This window comes from Corynebacterium sp. HMSC072G08, assembly GCF_001809185.1.
GTDB lineage: Bacteria > Actinomycetota > Actinomycetes > Mycobacteriales > Mycobacteriaceae > Corynebacterium > Corynebacterium phoceense.
In genome coordinates, this window is the sequence record NZ_KV796382.1 from 1 (window position 1) to 17,990 (window position 17,990).

The 17,990-nt window shown below is 63.1% G+C and carries 19 protein-coding genes; 7 read left to right on the forward strand and 12 right to left on the reverse strand.

Annotated elements, in window-relative coordinates; genetic code table 11:
- Positions 1–23: 23 nt before the first annotated feature.
- Both HMPREF2559_RS00795 and HMPREF2559_RS00800 read right to left on the reverse strand, forming a co-directional pair.
- Positions 24–266 (reverse strand): hypothetical protein, encoded by a 243-nt coding sequence (locus HMPREF2559_RS00795; protein WP_070539235.1) that lies wholly within the window; start codon positions 264–266, stop codon positions 24–26.
- Between the two features lie 218 nt (positions 267–484).
- On the reverse strand, positions 485–1,144 hold the full coding sequence (locus HMPREF2559_RS00800; RefSeq protein ID WP_066493331.1) for an ACT domain-containing protein: 660 nt from the start codon (positions 1,142–1,144) through the stop codon (positions 485–487).
- 184 nt (positions 1,145–1,328) lie between these two features.
- Between HMPREF2559_RS00800 and gatC the strand changes: the two genes are divergently transcribed.
- The 3 genes from gatC (at position 1,329) to HMPREF2559_RS00820 (ending at position 4,680) form a co-directional block, all read left to right on the forward strand.
- A complete protein-coding gene (gatC, locus tag HMPREF2559_RS00805; protein WP_066493333.1) occupies positions 1,329–1,625 on the forward strand; it encodes an Asp-tRNA(Asn)/Glu-tRNA(Gln) amidotransferase subunit GatC in 297 nt (98 codons plus the stop codon).
- Positions 1,626–3,113, forward strand: coding sequence for an Asp-tRNA(Asn)/Glu-tRNA(Gln) amidotransferase subunit GatA (gatA, locus tag HMPREF2559_RS00810; protein ID WP_066493335.1), 1,488 nt, complete (start codon positions 1,626–1,628; stop codon positions 3,111–3,113).
- 463 nt (positions 3,114–3,576) lie between these two features.
- On the forward strand, positions 3,577–4,680 hold the full coding sequence (locus HMPREF2559_RS00820; protein WP_353935769.1) for a siderophore-interacting protein: 1,104 nt from the start codon (positions 3,577–3,579) through the stop codon (positions 4,678–4,680).
- Between the two features lie 104 nt (positions 4,681–4,784).
- Here HMPREF2559_RS00820 and HMPREF2559_RS00825 read toward each other — a convergent pair whose 3' ends face one another.
- The 7 genes from HMPREF2559_RS00825 to HMPREF2559_RS00855 all read right to left on the reverse strand — a co-directional run bounded on the left by HMPREF2559_RS00825 (position 4,785) and on the right by HMPREF2559_RS00855 (position 10,907).
- On the reverse strand, positions 4,785–5,498 hold the full coding sequence (locus tag HMPREF2559_RS00825; protein WP_066493339.1) for a hypothetical protein: 714 nt from the start codon (positions 5,496–5,498) through the stop codon (positions 4,785–4,787).
- An 11-nt stretch (positions 5,499–5,509) separates the two neighbouring features.
- Positions 5,510–6,331 (reverse strand): ATP-binding cassette domain-containing protein, encoded by an 822-nt coding sequence (locus HMPREF2559_RS00830; RefSeq protein ID WP_066493343.1) that lies wholly within the window; start codon positions 6,329–6,331, stop codon positions 5,510–5,512.
- Positions 6,328–6,687 (reverse strand): GntR family transcriptional regulator, encoded by a 360-nt coding sequence (locus HMPREF2559_RS00835; protein WP_066493347.1) that lies wholly within the window; start codon positions 6,685–6,687, stop codon positions 6,328–6,330. Before HMPREF2559_RS00835 ends, HMPREF2559_RS00830 begins: the two co-directional genes overlap by 4 nt.
- A gap of 118 nt (positions 6,688–6,805) precedes the next feature.
- A complete protein-coding gene (locus tag HMPREF2559_RS00840) occupies positions 6,806–7,822 on the reverse strand; it encodes an ABC transporter ATP-binding protein (protein WP_066493349.1) in 1,017 nt (338 codons plus the stop codon).
- Positions 7,823–7,829: 7 nt separating this feature from the next.
- A complete protein-coding gene (locus tag HMPREF2559_RS00845; protein WP_066493350.1) occupies positions 7,830–9,431 on the reverse strand; it encodes an ABC transporter permease in 1,602 nt (533 codons plus the stop codon).
- 1 nt (position 9,432) lies between these two features.
- Positions 9,433–10,470, reverse strand: coding sequence for an ABC transporter substrate-binding protein (locus tag HMPREF2559_RS00850; RefSeq protein WP_066493351.1), 1,038 nt, complete (start codon positions 10,468–10,470; stop codon positions 9,433–9,435).
- A gap of 113 nt (positions 10,471–10,583) precedes the next feature.
- Positions 10,584–10,907 (reverse strand): hypothetical protein, encoded by a 324-nt coding sequence (locus HMPREF2559_RS00855; protein ID WP_066493352.1) that lies wholly within the window; start codon positions 10,905–10,907, stop codon positions 10,584–10,586.
- Positions 10,908–10,966: 59 nt separating this feature from the next.
- On the opposite strand from HMPREF2559_RS00855, the gene HMPREF2559_RS00860 reads away from it, so the two are divergent.
- The 3 genes from HMPREF2559_RS00860 to HMPREF2559_RS00870 all read left to right on the forward strand — a co-directional run bounded on the left by HMPREF2559_RS00860 (position 10,967) and on the right by HMPREF2559_RS00870 (position 14,540).
- A complete protein-coding gene (locus HMPREF2559_RS00860) occupies positions 10,967–12,367 on the forward strand; it encodes an MFS transporter (RefSeq protein ID WP_070539237.1) in 1,401 nt (466 codons plus the stop codon).
- 25 nt (positions 12,368–12,392) lie between these two features.
- The gene (locus HMPREF2559_RS00865; RefSeq protein WP_066493356.1) at positions 12,393–13,424 is read left to right on the forward strand and encodes a 6-phosphofructokinase; all 1,032 of its coding nucleotides are present in this window, start codon (positions 12,393–12,395) and stop codon (positions 13,422–13,424) included.
- 123 nt (positions 13,425–13,547) lie between these two features.
- Positions 13,548–14,540 (forward strand): bile acid:sodium symporter family protein, encoded by a 993-nt coding sequence (locus HMPREF2559_RS00870; RefSeq protein ID WP_066493357.1) that lies wholly within the window; start codon positions 13,548–13,550, stop codon positions 14,538–14,540.
- 3 nt (positions 14,541–14,543) lie between these two features.
- Here HMPREF2559_RS00870 and HMPREF2559_RS00875 read toward each other — a convergent pair whose 3' ends face one another.
- Genes HMPREF2559_RS00875 through HMPREF2559_RS13445 form a run of 3 tightly spaced genes read right to left on the reverse strand, consistent with a single transcriptional unit; the run spans position 14,544 to position 16,295 of the window.
- Positions 14,544–15,338 (reverse strand): DUF4261 domain-containing protein, encoded by a 795-nt coding sequence (locus HMPREF2559_RS00875; protein WP_066493358.1) that lies wholly within the window; start codon positions 15,336–15,338, stop codon positions 14,544–14,546.
- A 17-nt stretch (positions 15,339–15,355) separates the two neighbouring features.
- Complete coding sequence (locus HMPREF2559_RS00880; RefSeq protein WP_066493360.1) at positions 15,356–16,081, reverse strand: hypothetical protein; 726 nt, start codon at positions 16,079–16,081, stop codon at positions 15,356–15,358.
- A 10-nt stretch (positions 16,082–16,091) separates the two neighbouring features.
- Positions 16,092–16,295, reverse strand: a complete 204-nt coding sequence (locus tag HMPREF2559_RS13445; protein ID WP_082723344.1) for a Wadjet anti-phage system protein JetD domain-containing protein — start codon at positions 16,293–16,295, stop codon at positions 16,092–16,094.
- 182 nt (positions 16,296–16,477) lie between these two features.
- Here HMPREF2559_RS13445 and gatB point away from each other — a divergent pair, with 182 nt between their 5' ends.
- A complete protein-coding gene (gatB, locus tag HMPREF2559_RS00885) occupies positions 16,478–17,983 on the forward strand; it encodes an Asp-tRNA(Asn)/Glu-tRNA(Gln) amidotransferase subunit GatB (RefSeq protein ID WP_066493365.1) in 1,506 nt (501 codons plus the stop codon).
- Positions 17,984–17,990: the final 7 nt, after the last annotated feature.

The window sequence follows — 17,990 nt, forward strand, 5'->3', positions numbered from 1 at the left end:
GTCTAGTTTTCATCGCCATATGTTCAAGCCAGTTCCCGGCGAGCTCGTGCTACGCCTCCCGGGTAGTGCTTCTCCAGCTCGCTTTCGACGTCGCGAAAGATGTGCTCGCACAGTTCGTCGAGTGGGGACTTGAGCGTGATGCCGTGGTGCGTGAGCTCGGAATAGGAGCGCATGTCCGGGCTGTAGACGCGCAGGCTTCCGCCCATGAACGAGGATTCGATAACGACGTTTCCGAAGATGAGGCTAGTGAGCTTCTTTTCCTCCATGCCGTCAGACTAGCGAAAACACGCGGGGAGTCGTCCGTTGCGGGTTGCTTCGCCCGTGCTCGGCGGTACAAGGGCGCGTGCGACGTCCATAGGAGTTCTTCCATTTCTACGGCGGGCCACATGAGGAAGAGCGTCAATGACGAAACGATCGAAGGCGATTGAACTTCGATCGTTTAAGGCATTATCCGATCGTAGCGGTGCGCGCCGCGATCGGATACTTATTTCACAAAAGCACCCAAAATCGTGCCCAAGTGCCCCAAGTGGTCGACCTCGGAGGCCAAGTAGTCGGGTCCGCCTACTCGGCCGATGACCATGACGAGGCCGGTGTTGCCGAGCGGAGTGGCGGCCAGCGCCGAATCGAGAAGGGCCCAGGACTCCGGGATCCAGTCTTCGCGTTCAGGGTGGAGGACGCGGGCGCTGTCCACAGCAATGGAGGAGGGGATGGTGCCATCGTCCTCGGGGGCGGCATCGGAAGCAGCAATGCGATGGATGGGCTCATTGTTGTCGATAACGATGGCCCACGTGGAGGTGAGCGATTGCGGCATGGCGGCGCAGACCTCCTGCATGGCGGCGGTCGTGTCATGCTTCGCGGCGACGCGGGCGAGCAGTGAGATCTGGCCGCGGCGGTCGACGGTGCCGCTGAAGGGGCGGATGGAGTCGATCTCGACGCCGTCGACCTCGTTGGCGGCGGTAAAGAGGACGTCTGCCATGGTGCCGGCGGGCAGCTCCACCACGATGTCATCGGTGACGGAACCCTCGGGGGATGTCTCAACAATATCCACCGACTGGATGTTCGCGCCGGCGATGCCAAATGCCTCGGCGAGCTGGCCGAGGCTGCCGGGTGTGTCGGGAAGGATGACTCGGATGAGGAAGGACATGGCAAACTTTCGATGGATTTGGGCGTTCCGCCCCATGGTACTCGTGTCGTGGATCACTCCACAAGGAATTGGTCCAACCCTATGGGTGAAGGGAGTGAGCGCCCCGTGCCGCCGCATGCTGGACAGTGCAGTAACATGGTTGCCTAGCTACACAGACGTATCTGAATTAAAGGATGGAGTTCGCGTGTCTGAGATTTCGCGTGAAGAGGTCGCGCACTTGGCCAAGCTTTCCCGCTTGGCTTTAAGCGACGAGGAGCTGGAGCAGTTCGCCAGCCAGATCGACAAGATTGTGGACTCGGTCTCGGCCGTGGGCAAGGTCGATGCTGAGGGCGTGGAACCTATGAGCCACCCGCACTCCGTGGACGCGCCCATGCGTGAGGACAAGGTTATTCGCTTGCTCAACGCCGAGCAGGCCCTGGACCAGGCGCCGGCTCGCGAAGACGATCGCTTCGTCGTTCCGCAGATTCTGGGAGGAGAGTAAATGTCGACTTTTATCGCACCTACTGAGGGGATTACCTCCCTTACCGCCGCTGAATTGGCGGAGAAGATTCACTCCCGCGAGCTGACCTCCCGCGAGGTCACTCAGGCCTTCCTCGATCGCATCGCGGAGACCAACGGCGAGCTCAACTCCTTCCTCCACGTCGGCGCTGAGGAAGCACTTGCTGCTGCCGATGCTGTCGATAAGGCCCTCGACGCTGGCGAGGCCCCGGCCTCTGCGCTGGCTGGCGTCCCGCTCGCGCTCAAGGACCTGCTCGTAACGACCGATGCCCCCACGACCGCGGCCTCCAAGATGCTGGAGGGCTGGATGTCCCCGTATGACGCGACGCTCGTGAAGAAGCTGCGCGCCGCTGGCATTCCGATCCTGGGCAAGACGAACCTCGACGAATTCGCCATGGGCTCCTCCAACGAGAACTCTGCCTACGGCCCGGCCCACAACCCGTACGACACGGACCGCACCCCGGGCGGCTCCGGCGGCGGCACCGCGGCGGCCCTGGCTTCCGGCCAGGCCCCGCTGGGCATCGGCACCGACACCGGCGGATCCATCCGCCAGCCGGCCGCGCTCACCAACACCGTGGGTGTGAAGCCGACCTACGGCACCGTCTCGCGCTACGGCCTCATTGCTGCGGCGTCCTCCCTGGACCAGGCCGGCCCGTGTGCCACGACCGTGCTTGATACTGCGCTGCTCCACGAGATCATCGCCGGCCACGACGCTTTCGACGCCACCTCCGTGGATAAGCCGGTTGCCCCGGTTGTCGCCGCCGCCAAGGAAGGCGCCAACGGCGACCTCACCGGCGTCAAGGTGGGCCTTATCAAGCAGTTCGAGCGCGACGGCTGGCAGGACGGCGTCATGGAGGCCTACCACGCCGCCGTGGAGCAGCTGCGTTCCCAGGGTGCTGAGATCGTCGAGGTTGACTGCCCGCACTTCGACGACGCTCTCGCTGCGTACTACCTCATCATGCCGTGTGAGGTCTCTTCGAACCTCGCTCGTTTCGATGGCATGCGTTACGGCCTGCGTGTTGGCGACGACGGCACGCACTCCTCCGAAGAGGTCATGTCCATGTCCCGTGCCGCCGGCTTCGGCCCCGAGGTCAAGCGCCGCATCATGCTGGGTACCTACGCCCTGTCCGTCGGCTACTACGACGCGTACTACCTCCAGGCGCAGCGCGTGCGTACGCTCATCGCCCAGGACTTCGCCAAGGCCTTCGAGGTCGCCGACGTCCTCGTGTCTCCGACCACCCCGACCACGGCCTTCAAGCTGGGCGAGAAGGTCGAAGATCCGATGGCGATGTACAACTTCGATCTGTGCACCCTGCCGCTCAACCTCGCCGGCGTGTGCGGCATGTCCGTGCCGTCCGGTCTGGCTTCGGACACCAACCTGCCGACCGGCCTGCAGATCATGGCGCCGGCGTTCCAGGATGACCGCCTGTACAAGGTGGGTGCCGCGTACGAGGCTGGCCGCAACAAGTAGGCCTTAACGCGCATCAAGCCCCAGTTCACGCTGTGAACTGGGGCTTTCGTCTATGTCCTACTGTGCCGTGTCGTGCTCACGCGCGTACGCATTGAGTGTTCCTTTTACTGGTGGCGTCACTGCGCCCAGTTCTACAAGTCCGGGCACGGCATGCACGTGCCTTTGTTAGGGTAGGGGCCACGTAGACCTTAAGGAGGAGATCGTGTTCCGCGCGGCCCAAATCGTATCCCTCGTGTCGTTTGTCGCTCTTGTGACGTTGTTTGTACTGGCGGCCAAGGGGCTCTTGCAGACGACATCGGCTAGCCCGGTTATCTTGGTGTCCATCGCCGCGGTGCTGGTGGTTTCCACAACGGTTATGGGAGTCTTGGGGCTTCGCGCGCGGAGGGACAACCACCCCCGCGATTAGAAATGCTCATTTGAGTTAGGGTAGCCTTTGCTTCTAGTTGAACCTAGAGGAGGCACCATGAGCGCTGAGCAGCAACCTGCATCCGCACCGATCAACCCGTCGCCTGAGTGGACTGAGGGATTCAAAGCCGGGTATGCCGCCGCCTACGCCGAAGGCTATCGTGAGGGCATGGCGGCGGGCCGCGCCGATCTCTATGCCGCCTCCTACGCGGACCGCAAGCGCGCGAAGCACGATGCTAAGGCGCGCCGCTACCAGGAGAAGGAAGAACGGCGCGCGCAGTTCCTTGCAGCGGGCTCTGTCCAGCAGGAGTCACGGCCCGAACCGCCAAAGAAGAAGGGTCGCACAGCCATCGAGGCGACGATTACGGGCAAGGAGCAGATCTCGCCCGACATGGTGCGCCTCTTTGCGACGGCGCCGGGCATCATTGGGCGTGAGCTCGATAAGACAGACCACTACATCAAGATCCTGTTTGTCCCGGAGGGTGCCGATTACTCCTGGCCCTTCGACCTGGGGCACATCAAGGACACGCAGCCCAAGCACCTGCGCCCCGTAACCCGCACGTACACGCTGCGCACCGTGGACACGACGACGGGCGAAATGTCCATCGACTTCGTACTCCACGGCGACACGGGCTTGGCTGGTCCGTGGGCGCGCGACGTCCAGGTGGGCGAGAGCTTCGCCTTTGCTGGCCCCGGCGGCGGCTGGGCGCCGACGGCCGACTACGACCACTTCGTGCTCGCCGGTGACGAGGCGGCTGCGCCCGCGGTTGCCGCGGCGCTGGAGAAGATTCCGGCGGGCTCGACGGCGGTCGCTTTTATTGAGGTCGAGGCACCGGGCCACGAAATTCCTATGCCGGAGAACCCCGAGTCCGAGGTCCGCTTCGTCTACCGCAACGGAGAGATGCCCGGCACCGCGCTTTCCGATGCCGTCCGTACCTACCAGGTCCCAGATGGCAACATCGGCTGGTTCGTCCACGGCGTGGCTGAGATGATCAAGTCGCTGCGCCGCTACCTCTTTGTTAACCGCGGCGTATCGAAGCGCGACGCGTCGATCTCCGGGTACTGGCGCCTGCGCATGACCGAAGACGAGTGGCAGGCCTCCAAGCGGGACTTTGTCGCCGAGCTGGAAGTCGAAGAGGAAGCCGCCACGCGCGAGCTCTAGCCCACGACGGCAATGTTCCGAAAGCAATAAGCCCTGGTCGCGAAAAATGAGGATTTTTCGTGACCAGGGCTTATTGCTATTGGCATAGTGCCTTTGTGAGGAGGCTAAGGATGAACGTGCCGCGGCAGGCGCCAGACAAGGAGCGCGCCGACAGTGACGGCAATCCCGCCGAAGACGAAAAGTCCCGGGAAGGGGGCCGAAACATACCCGACTGCAGCGTAAATCACCTTACTCGCGAGGAGTGCGAGCCAATAGACGAGGACAAGCAGAGCGAACAGTGCGAGGATTTGCGCTGGCAGGCCGCGAACGCGCAAGCTCGCGAACAAGAGACCAGTCCCGGCCCCCATGTACCCCGCGAGAAGATAGGTGACGATGAAGCCGAGGACGGTGAGGGCGATGAGGCGCCAATCAGGTTGGGCAGCGGCGTAATCGACGTGCCCGTCAGGTAAATAGACCTCTGGTGTGGAATCGAAATAGACCTCGAAGGAGCTGTCGACGGGAACGCCAATTCCTTGCGCGACGTAGTGCGCGGCCGCAGCGATGATGCCGAATACCACTGAGCCGCAAATGATGACACCGTGGGTTGCGCGTTGCCATATCTTCTGTGGCATGTCGAGGCTGCGCAGCGTGCGAAACTGCGTCGCGGTGAGAGTTGCGAATACGCCCCAAAGGAACGCTGACCAGATAATCCAGCCAGCCGGGTTGATAGTGACGGCGTGGTAGTCGCGGGGAATGAAGTAATCGCCAATGGCGAGAACAATGATGAGAATGCCGAAGACGAGGGGTAGCGGTCGCTGGGCGGCAAAAAGAGTGGGCATGATAGGGCTCCTTAGTGCTTGGCGGCGGTGACGATGGAGTCGATGAGCTGCGCGTCGTCGGGGTGTTCTACTGTTACGGTGGCGGGCAGATCGGCTGGGGCATGAGTGGCGCGAACGAGCGCGCGCGTCGTTGGGCCGAGCGTCTGGCGGTCGAGGACTTCGGCGTCTAGTTCCTTAATGGCCGCGTCAACGGCGCTGGTTTCTCCGGTGAGCGAAGGGAATAGCGCGCGTTGCTCATCGAGTTGGACGGGGCCGGTGGCGATGCCGGCCTGAAGGATGACGAGGGCATCGGCAAGCCCGGCGAGGTCCTCGGCGCGATGCGACGAGATGAGGAGCGTCCAGTCCGAGGTCTGCGCAGCATGGTCGATGAGTATCTCACGCAACGTGGAACGAGTCGGGGCGTCGAGGCCGTTGAAGGGCTCATCGAGCAGCGTGATGGGAGTGCGGGCCGCAAGTGCCGTAATCACGGCGAGGATCTGTCGCTGGCCGGTCGAGAGCTTAGAACACCGCGACTTCTCTGCCAGGTCGAAGCGCTCGAGCAGGTTTCGGGCGTAGTCGAGGTCGAGCGCGCCTCGTGCACGCCGGGCGATATCGAGATGGTCGGCCACGGTCCAGCCAGCGAGCGCAATATCGTGCCCGGTCCGAGCGAGGGCGGTCGTCGCGCAGTCGACCGTACCGTCGGACGCCGGTAGATGCCCCGCAATGACCCGCATGAGCGTGGTCTTTCCGGCGCCATTGGGGCCGATGACTCCGTAGAGTCCGGGGGCAAGCTTCAGCGAGTCGGCGCGTAGGAAGTCTTTGACGTGGACGTCGTCGAGCGAAATGGTGTTCACGGCTGGTCTCCTTCGGCACGGATGAGATCGATGAGTTCTGTCTGAGATAGGCCGAGCGCGCGAGCCTCGGCGAGAAGGGGTGCGATGAAGTCCTCGCGCAGTGCTGAACGGCGTTGTTTCTGGACGTGGTCGCGGGCCTCGGGCGTGACGAACATGCCGAGCCCGCGCCGCTTTTCCAGCAGTCCTTCATCGTGGAGCACCGTGAGCGCCTTGGCAGCTGTGGTCGGGTTGACCGAGTGGAACGCGGAGAGCTCGTTGGTGCTCGGGGCGCGATCGCCGGGGCCGAGCTGGCCCGAGATAATCATGTCCCGAATGCCGCCAGCGAGCTGTTGATACAAGGGGCGGGAGTCGCTCATGGAGCCTCCTTTCGTTGTGAGTGTTAGGGAAAGGTGTTTGGGTTAGGGGGTTTACCACCTATGTGGGTAACCTTAGAGAAAAGAAGACCCGCGGTCAAGAGGAACCGCGGGCGTGGGGCTAATACATAAGCGGCGTACTGATGCGAAGCCCCACCGTGTCGCCAACGTCGGGCCGCGTGGTGGTTGAGGCGCGGAAGGTCGTGTCGGCTCCGACCTGGGCAGTGACCGAGAAACGGTTGTATTCGAAGAGCGCCGAGGTCACGATGGCATCGACAGCACCGGGAGTGCCGGGAGCGGTGAGCTCGACGTGGGAAGGCAGGACACCGACGCACGAGATGTCTGCGGAATCGGGCGCGGGCCACGAAAGACCAAACGAAGGACAGATCACCTCGTGTGCGTCGCGGTGGGCGTCGAGGATTGTGGCATCCGCGATGAACGCGGCCACTTGGGGACTCGCGGGGCGGGCGAGAAGTTTCTGCGGTGTGGCAACTTGCTGGATGCGGCCCTTGTCGAGAACCACAATCCGGTCCGCGATGGCCAAGGCCTCGGCGCGATCGTGGGTGACGTGGACCGTGGTGAGACCTTCGCGACGGGTGAGCGAGACGAGTTCGCGGCGCAGAGAATCACGCAGCGGCTCGTCGAGGGCGGAGAGAGCCTCGTCCAAGAGCAGCACGGTGGGATCGGCGACGATGGCGCGGGCGAGTGCGACGCGCTGGCGTTGTCCGCCGGAAAGGCTGACTGGCTTGCGGCGGCCGAAGTCGCCGAGACCGACCAGTTCGAGTGCACGGTGGACGCGGGCGCTGCGGTCTGCATGGCCGACCTTGGCCATTTTCAGCGGGTAGGCCACGTTGTCAGCGACGGACATATGTGGCCATACGGCGTGTTGCTGGAAAACCATCCCCATACAACGACGCTCCGGCGGTGTGTTTGAGATGTCCTTTCCATCGATGGAAATGGTGCCGGAGGTCGGCTCGAGGAAGCCCGCGATGGAACGCAATAGCGTGGTCTTTCCAGAGCCCGACGGGCCGACGAGTGCGATGAACTCATTGGAGTCAACGTCGAGCGAGACGTCGTCGAGGCCTTTGGCGCCATCGCCGAAGTCGACGGTGAGATGGGAAAGCGTGATGGATGACATGAATGTCCTAGTTCTTCAGACGAGGCGGACGGATGGTGAGCGCGAGGCCGACCACGCCGATGAGTGCGAAGAGCAACGAGAGCGCAGACGCTTGGTTGTAATTGCCGGCCTGTTGGAGGTTGAATACCTGCACGCCCAGAGTGGTGGTACCAGGTGAGATGAGCAGAATGGACACTGTGAGCTCGCGTACCGCAGTGATGGCGACGAGGACGGCGCCGGAGATCGCGGCAGGAATCGCCATGGCGCCTGTGGTGGATAAAAGAGCCCTAACTGGTCCAGCACCGGAGATGCGAGCGGCCTCCTCGACGGCAACAGGCGTGTTCTGTAACGGCGCGCGCACCGCTTGTAGCACCAGAGCCGTGAACGCACAGACATAGGCAAGCAGGATGATCCATACGGTGTTGTAGAGCTCGGTGTAGCGCCCGACGATGAGCCAGGCGACGCCGATGATGAGGCCAGGCAGCGCCGTGGGAAGCAGCACGAGCAGCGTCATCGCGGTATTGCCGAACAACCGAGTGCGCGTGACAAGTAGACCAATGAGCCAGCCCAGCACGCCGCAGATGAGCGCGGCGCCGAGTGCGAGCAGAGCGGAGTTGGTGAATCCATCGATGACGCGGGGATTGGACAGCGCCTTGGAGAAGTTGCTGAGCGAGATGGTGTCGAGCGTAAACGGCACGCCTGGGGCCGGGAGCAGAGCTCGGTAGGCGAGTCCGAGGATGGGCCCGAGCGTAACTGCGAGTCCAACCACCCAGCCGACGAGAGTGACGGGCCAACGCGCCGCGCCCAGCCGGAAGCGGTGTGACGTGCCCGTGTCCTGCAGCTTGGACGCCGCCCACATAGCAACGAGGTAATCAGCGATGACCGCCCCCAGACCGAGGAAGAGCAAAACCACGCCGACGGTACAGACCACCTGGAGTGGATTGTCCACGGTTCCGGAGTCCATGAAGCGATAGATCATCGTGGCCAGGGTCTCGAAGCGGGCAGGCGAACCGAGGATGGAGGGGATGCCGAAGTCAGCGAGGTTGGCAACGGCAGTGAGCGTGAATGCTGAGAGCAACGCGGGACGTAGCAGTGGCAATGTGATGGTGCGTAGCACGGTCCACGTCGAAGCGCCTGCGACGCGCGCGGCCTGCTCAAGATCGGCGGGAATGGAACGCAGACCCGCGGAGACAATGACATAGACCGTGGGATAGGAATGAACCATGAGCAGGAAGGTCACGCCGTCCGCGCCATAGATATTCCACACATCATGGTCGAAGATCTTGTTGAAGCCCTGTGCCGGCCCGAAGAGCTGCATCCACGCAATCGCGCCAATAAACGGCGGAACAAGCAATGGGGAAAGCAAGAACAGGCGGAGAACACTGGAACCCGCCGCATCAGTACGGTCAAGAAGAATAGCGATGATGGTGCCTATAACCACGGCCCCGACAGCGGAAAGCACTGTTGAAAACAGTGAGTTCCAGGCGGCTTGACCAAGCCCTTGATCAAACAGCAGCGGGATCTGGTTGCCGCCCATCGCAAGGGATACGACAAACGCGAGAGGTGTGGCGAAAAGCCCGAGGACTATCAGCCACACCCCGCCCCGCAACAGCGATACGGAAGAGCGCACGTTACTTCACAGCATTCTGGAAGAGCTCAACCGCGGCATCCTTATCGCCGGTGATGGTCTTCAGATCCTGATCCATGAGCTTGATGTCCTTGAGCTCCGGGGTACCCTCCGGGGTGCCAACGTCTTGGCGCACCGGCAGGTAGGACTGCTCGACGGCGAGCTTCTGGCCCTCTTCGCTCAGCAGGAAGTTGATGTAGGTCTGGGCGGCTTCCTTGGCTTCAGAGTCTGCGAAAACGCCAGCGGGCTCCGTGATATAGGGAACGCCTTCGGTGGGGTAGACGGTTTCCACCGGAGAGCCGTCGGCAGCGAGGTTACGGATGAGGTAATCCACGACCACACCAGCCGGGCGCGAGCCGGAAGCGATTTCCTGGGAAGCCGGGCCGTTGGACTCGGCAATCATCGGAGCGTTCGCGCCCAGCTTGGTGATCCATTCCTCGCCCAGTGCCGGGTCGTTCTTCCATACCGAAGTATTGAAGGCTGCCGCGCCGGAGACGGCTGGGTTCGGCATGACGAGCTTGTCCTTGTACTTCGGATCTGTGAGATCTGCCCAGGACTTGGGTGCGTCTGCTTCGTCGATGACATCAGTGTTGTACGCGATAACCGTGGGGATAATGCGTGTGCCCACGTAGAGGTTCTTCGAATCCTTGGCTTGGTCAATAACTGGCTCAGCATCGACGTCGGTGAGTTCCGCGAGATCGCCGGCTTCGGCATACTTTTCGAACGTGGCGGCATCGGCAGCCCAGAAGACATCCGCGCCGATGTCGCCGGATTCCTTCTCCGTGGCGATGCGCGCGTTAAGGTCGCCCGTACCCGCGCGGTAGACTTCCACCTCGATGTCGGGATTGGCTTCCATGAACGCCGCGTTGATTTCGTCGACCTTTTCTTCCGGCTCTGATGTGTAGACAGTGATGGTTGTCTTCTCACCACTTGCTGCAGAGTTATCCGATACCCCTTTTTCGGACGCAGGTTCTGCGCAGGAAGCTAACAAGGTGACGGCTGAGAAGGCCGCACAGGCAGTCAGGAAGCGAGGCATAGACATGAAAATCCTCCACGGAGAGTGATAGTCGAGATTAATGACTCAAAGATCAAACCCCGTGAAGGTGAACAGTGGCTCGCGACCGTATGAATTATGGATGAATTCGTGTTACCTAGCTAGCGAATGTCGGACAGGGAGTACGCAGCGCCAGCGGCAGCACCGGTGACGGCGAGGACAGCTGGCCACGCACCGATCTTCTTAGCCAGCGGGTGTGAGGCGCCGAAGGCACCAAGATAGATGGCGGACAGCGCCGTGGTGGTGATTGGATCGGTCTTGGCGAGCCAGCTGCGGCCGGCCCAGAGACCAGCGGCGCCGAGGACAACGCCGCCGAGCGGGCGGATGCCGGTTTCGCGTGCGGTGAGCCAACCGCCGATGAGGCCGAAGGCGACGGTGGTGGCGGTGGAGACGGTCTGCGGTTTCTTAATGTCGATGGATCCCATGGCACACAGTGTAGGCGCGGCCGCGACCACTTGGGGCGGCTTCGCTAGACTCGCGGGCTATGACCGTGCCCACATTTGCCTCTCACTCTGAAGTCCCACCGGAACGCGACGCGTGGCGTGCGATGTTCGCGCTTTCGCTGGGATTCTTCGTCTCGCTGCTCGACCAGTCGATGATTGCGGTCGCCCTGCCGGGCATCCAGCACGGACTTGAGGCAACGGTGGGTCAGGTGATGTGGGTGAGCTCCATCTACCTGCTCGCCGTCGTGACCCCGCTGCTCTTTACCGGGCGCTTGGGCGATATCTATGGACAAAAGAAGATGTTCCAGTTCGGTATTGCCCTGTTTGGCGTCGGTGCGCTGGCCTGCGCGTTGGCGCCTAATATCGGGTTTCTCATCGCGGCGCGAGGGCTGCAGGGACTCGGTGCTTCATTGCAGATGCCGCAGACGATGGCCGTTATCAACCGCATCTTTGCGCGCGAGCGCCGCGGGCATGCGCTTGGCGCGTGGGGGATCATCGGCTCCGTCGCGTCGCTCGCGGGCCCGCTGCTTGGTGGTTTCGTTGTGGGCGCTTTTGGCTGGCAGGCGGTGTTCTGGGTGCACGTCCCGTTTGTCATTGCGGCCATCGTGCTTTCGCAGCGCTGGGTCCCAGTGCTGGCGACCACGGCGCGCCGGGTGGACTACGCGTCCGTCGCGGTCTCGTTCGTGGCGCTTGCGGCACTCGTCTACGGCATCCAGGAAGGCCCGGGGACCGGCTGGGCTGGCTGGGTCTGGGGCCTGATGGCCGTGGGCATCGGCGGGCTTGTGGCATTCGTGTGGCTGCAGTCGACGGCGGGGAAGCGCGGTACCGAGGCGCTCGTGCCTCTGCCGCTGTTTAAGGACCGTAATTATTCGGCCGGGTCTTTGGCGATTGTGGCCATGGGATTCATGGCGGCGTCGATGATGCTGCCGGTGATGATGTGGCTTCAGGAGGTCAAGGGCTTGGGCGCTGGCATGGCGGGCATGATTGTCGCGCCGATGGCGATTATCTCGCTGGCCGTCTCGCCGATCGCGGGCGCACTGGCTGACAAGGTGGATCCGCGGCGTCTCGCCACGACCGGTTTCGTAGTGCTGATCGGAACGCTCATTGGGATTTGTGTGTTGATGCGCTCTGACGCTGGGGCATGGTGGCTGTGCGTGCCCATGGCGCTGTTGGGCGTCGGGCAGTCCTTTATCTGGGGCTCGAATGCCGCGACGACGATGCGCGATACTCCGGCGCCGCTCATGGGCGCGGCCTCGGGTGTCTACAACACCTCGCGGCAGGTGGGCTCCGTGATTGGCGTGTCAGCGGTGTCCGCGGTCGTGCAGTCGGTGGAGGGCTCTGGCGGCATGGCGAACTCGCTGTTCGTCATTGTCGCGGCGCTGGTTGTGGGACTTATCGCATCCTTGTTCTTCAGAGACACGTTGGCAGCTGCTGCACGATAGGCGCCAGCGCGGTAAGTTGGAATCTATGCGCCTTGCAGTACTTACCTCCGGTGGCGATTGCCCCGGTCTCAATGCCGTTATTCGCGCCGTCGTGCGCACCGCCTCCAACGAGTTCGGCGACACCGTCGTCGGCTACGAGGACGGTTGGGTTGGTCTCATGGAAGACCACCGCCGTGACCTCTATGATGATGCGGAAATCGACCGTATCCTCCTGCGCGGCGGTACCATCCTCGGTACCGGCCGCCTGCACCCGGATAAGTTTAAGGCGGGCATCGACCAGATAAAGGCCAACATGGCTGACGCTGAGGTAGACGCGCTCATTGCCATCGGCGGTGAAGGCACGCTCAAGGGCGCGAAGTTCCTTTCTGACAATGGCATCCCGGTCATCGGTGTTCCGAAGACCATTGACAACGACGTCAACGCCACCGACTACACCTTCGGTTTCGATACCGCGGTTTCCGTTGCGACGGACGCCATCGACCGTCTGCACACCACGGCAGAGTCCCACAATCGTATCCTCATCGTCGAGGTTATGGGCCGCCACGTGGGCTGGATTGCGCTGCATGCCGGCATGGCCGGTGGCGCGCACTACACCGTGATTCCTGAGGAGCCGTTCGATATCGCGGATATTACGAAGGCGATGGAACGCCGCTTCCAGATGGGTGAGAAGTACGGCATCATCTGTGTGGCCGAGGGCGCTCTGCCCAAGGAAGGCACGATGGAGTTCCAGGAAGGCGGCGTTGACCAGTTCGGCCACCAGACCTTCAACGGCATTGGCCAGGTCATTGCCAGCGAGATTCACAAGCGTACGGGTTATGACGTGCGTACCACGGTGCTTGGCCACATCCAGCGCGGTGGTACCCCGACTGCGTACGACCGCGTTTTGGCGACGCGCTATGGCGTTCACGCTGCGCGCGCCGCACACCGCGGCGAGTCTGGTATGTGTGTTGCGCTCCACGGTGAGAACATCGACCTCGTTCCGCTCGAAGACGCAGTGGGCAAGCTGAAGATCGTGCCGAATGGCCGCTATGCCACGGCGCGTGCGCTTTTCGGATAAACATTTCACAGCTTCGTCGAAGGCCGCTTGAGGATTTTCTCAGGCGGCCTTGTGCATGTCTGCTTGGTCATGTTCCAAAATGTGAGATTGATTTCTCAACCTATGGGCGCTAGTGTTCATTCCATGAGCACGCAGAGTGATTCCCGACAGGTCGCCGCGGCCACTCCGGCGACGCAGACGACGGCAGCGCAGGACCGTGCCGCGCTTATTGCCGCGCTCGGTTTCCCGGTGCTCGTGATTATTGGCGGCATCGTGGGCTACCTCGCGCCCGATACTGCGCATTCGTTCGCGTCGTGGGTCACGTCATTGCTGGGCGTCATCATGTTTGGCATGGGTCTTACGCTGCGTCCCGTCGACTTCGTAGTGGTGGCCAAGCGTCCGCTGCCGGTGCTCATCGGCGTCGTCGCACAGTTCGTCATCATGCCGCTGGTCGCTGTGGTCGTCGTCAAAGTTCTGAACCTGCCGGCGGGTATCGCGGCGGGCGTCATCCTCGTGGGCTGTGCGCCTGGCGGTACGAGCTCCAACGTCGTGTCCTACCTAGCCCGTGGCGATGTTGCGCTGTCGGTGACGATGACATCCATCTCGACGCTGCTCGCGCCGGTGTTGACGCCGCTGCTCACGCTGTGGCTGGCGGGGGAGTACATGCCGGTGAGCGCGGGCTCGATGGCCATGTCCATCGTCAAAGTCGTGCTGGTGCCGGTCGTCGGCGGTCTGCTCGTGCGCATGCTCGTCCCGAAGATCGTGGAGAAGATCCAGGCAGCGTTGCCGTGGATCTCCGTGGCGGCGATCGCAGCTATCGTGTGCATCGTGGTGGGCGGCGCGCACGACAATATCGCGACTGCGGGTGCGCTGGTTCTCGCGGCCGTCATCCTGCACAACGGCTTTGGTTACCTGCTGGGCTACCTCACGGGTAAGTTCACCGGCCAGCCGGTGGCGGCGCGCCGCACGATGGCCGTCGAGGTAGGCATGCAAAACTCCGGTCTGGCGACCTCGCTGGCGAGCGCCTACATGAATCCGCTGGCGGCGCTGCCGGGGGCGGTGTTCTCCGTGTGGCACAACCTGTCTGGCGCACTGTTGGCGGCAGGCTGCCGCTGGTCGGACGCGCGCAAGGCCTAGGCCCTAGGTCAGGTGGACCTCGACGGTAGGGATGTCGGAGGAGACGAAGTTCGTGGCCTCGGTGATGCTGATAGGCGGCTGGCCCTCGCCGAAGGAAAGTGTGTCGCCGGGCTTGAGTAGCGGGCCGCGGGCGGCGTAGTCGATGAGGTTGGCCATGCGGTAGTAGAGGTCCGTCGGGTCGCCGGTAAAGCCTTGAATCTGGATTTCCGGGTGGCCGAGGGCCGGCATGCCCACGGTGCCCGCGTTGATGGTGCGGCCCTCGCCGGGCGTGATCCATGCCGTGGCGAGATAGTGTGGGGCTTCGTCGCGCGCGACGGCCTCGGCATAGATATCGGGCTGGGCGATGACGCGGCCCAGATCGTTGCGTACGCCCACGACGCCGGGCAGCGTGCAGAGCGCCGCGGTGGCCTCGGCGAGGATGCGCAGCTGGGCGAAGACACCCTCGCGCGACTCGTTGTCTGTGCCAGGAAGCGCGGGCTCGACCTGGGCGATGCTTACGATGGAGCGTACCTTCGTCGGATCAAAGCTTCCCGTGAGAATGGGGTGCGCGATGGGAGCCGACTCGCCCACCATCGTGCCGGCAGTCTGCGCGAAGGCGATGGTGGCCACGTTGTTGATGGCCACGGAGAAGGCCCCGTCATCCTTGGGCGCCGGGGTGAAGGAACCGAGGCGCGGACCAAAGTAGTTGGAGAGCGCGGTGCGGATCTTCATCATGACGTCGGCCTCGCTGTCGAGGAGGACGAGCGTAAAGCGTTGACGGGCGAGGTGGGCGCGGTTGACGGCAAAGGGAGTAGGCACGGCGGATTCCTTCGAAGCTAGACGGCGGGCAGAGTAAGAGCAGGGACGTCCTTGCCCACGACCCACGTGGACTCGACGAGCGTGCGGGGCTGTTCGCCCTCGGCCAGAAGCACTGTGGCGCCGGCGGTTGGGGGATTGGGGGACAGGGCGGCATCGGCAAGCTGGGTGAGGCCTTGGAAGAGCTCCATGGGGCCGGTGCTGCCGGGCGCGACCTGGAGCTCCGGCAGGCCGTAGCGGTGCAGGCCCATGGTGTAAGCGCCGTAGCGACCGTCTTCCTCGTAGAGCCAGACCGGGGCGAGTGCGTAGGACAGTGGGCCCTCGTCAACGGCTGCTCGGAAGACGTCGGCGTCGACTGTGGCGGCCGCGCCCGTGTTGTGAATGGCGAGGGCGTCGGGAACGAGCGCGGCGGTGAGGCGCGCGTGGGTAAGGGCGAACTCGACGGGGCTGACCAGGAGGTTCTCTGTGGCGTAGGTGATGACGACGACCATGCCGGTGGCGTCTTTAAGGTGCGGGGCGCTGGCGCGTGCCAGCAACGGGTGGCCGGTCTGCGCGTCAGGGAGGACGGACTCCGTGCGCCGGATAAGGACGAGGTAGTCGTTCTCCACGAGGGCGAAGAGGCCGGTGCCTTCCTCGACCTCCGCGGGAAGCTCGAGAAGCTGGGCGTCGAGAGCGTTCAGCCTTTCACCGAGCTGGTCGAGGGTGGGCAGTGTGGGGTAGAGACCCAAAGCGAGGCGCGGTTCCATGGCGCCCAGATTATGCGAAGAGCGCCTGTAGTGCAGCCGTCGCGTGGTCAAAGGTAATTCTTTCCTGCTCAATGCGGAGACACCCGGTGGAGGAATGCTCGGTGAGCCAGTCGAGGCAGTGGTGCTCGGCGGGCGTGAGGTGGGTGAGGGCGGAGGTGGAGGGGCGGGGCTCCTCGACGGCGAGCGCTAGATGTCCTAGGCAGAGGAGTCGAATTTGAGACGAGTCAGGGTGTGCACATTCGCCGTCGCGGCAATGTTTCCTGTGCTTAGCGTCATGAAGATGAGACTATCGGAGGGAGCCGACATGAGGCAGCGGAATAAGCAGAGAAGTGGACCTGTGTTCGAAGTTCGATCCGCATGGCGCCTCGCGTCGGGCGACGTATTAAGATAGCCCCCATGACTGCTGCGATGTATGACCTGATGGACTACGACGAGGTCCTCGAAAAGTTTGAACCGGTGATGGGCATGGAGGTCCACGTCGAGCTCAACACGAATACGAAGATGTTCTCTACCTCCGCCACGAACTTCAACGCGGCCCCGAACTCCAACGTGGACCCGGTCTGTCTGGGTCTGCCGGGCGCGTTGCCGGTTGTCAACCACGATGGCGTCGAGGGAGCCATGAAGATTGGCCTGGCGCTCAACTGCAAGATTGCAGAGTCCTCCCGCTTCGCGCGCAAGAACTACTTTTACCCGGACCAGCCGAAAAACTACCAGATCTCCCAGTACGATGAGCCGATTGCGTACGACGGCTACCTCGACGTCGTTCTTGAGGACGGCACCGAGTGGCGCGTGGAAATCGAGCGCGCCCACATGGAGGAAGACACCTCCAAGCTCACCCACATCGGTGGCGCGGACGGCCGCATCTCCGGTGCAACCTCCTCGCTCGTGGACTGCAACCGTGCAGGCATCCCGCTTATTGAGATCGTGACCAAGCCGATCATCGGCGCGGGCGAACGTGCCCCCGAGGTCGCCAAGGCCTACGTCGGCGCCCTGCGCGAGCTCGTCGCGGCCCTCGGCGTCTCCGATGCCCGCATGGACCAGGGTTCCATGCGTGTCGACTCCAACCTCTCCCTGCGCCCTATCGGCCAGGAGGAGTTCGGTACTCGTACCGAGACCAAGAACATCAACTCGCTGCGCTCCGTCGAGCAGGCCGTGCGCTTCGAGATGCAGCGTCAGGCGCAGGTCCTCGAAGACGGCGGCACCATCGACCAGGAGACCCGCCACTACCAGGAGGTCGACGGCACGACCTCCAAGGGCCGTCCGAAGGAGACGGCGGAGGATTACCGCTACTTCAATGACCCGGATCTCCCGCCGGTGAAGGTCTCCCGCGAGTGGGTCGAGGAAGTCCGCAAGACCCTTCCGGAGATGCCGTGGATCCGCCGCGCCCGCATCCAGGAAGAGTGGGGCCTCAAGGACGAGGAGATGCGCGACCTCGTTAACGCCGGTGCACTTGACCTCATCATCGCCACCACCGAGTCTGGCGCGAAGCCGGACGAGGCCCGTTCCTGGTGGGTCTCTTACCTCTCCGGTAAGGCTAATGAGGCCGGCACGGAGCTCGCCGCCCTGGACATCACCCCGGCCCAGGTTGCCCGCGTCATCGCTCTTGTGAACGAGGGCAAGCTCACCAATAAGCTGGCCCGTCAGGCCGTCGACGGCGTCCTGGCCGGCGAGGGCGACGTCGACGAGGTTGTCGCAGCTCGCGGCCTTGAGGTCGTCCGCGACGACGGTGCCATCGAGGCCGCTGTCGACGAGGCACTTGCCGCCAACCCGGACATCGTCGAGAAGTACAAGGCTGGCAACAAGAAGGTCACCGGCGCCATCGTCGGTGCCGTCATGAAAGCCACGCGCGGCAAGGCTGACCCGGCTCAGGTCAACCAGCTCATCGCGAAGAAGCTGGCTTAAAGCGTAG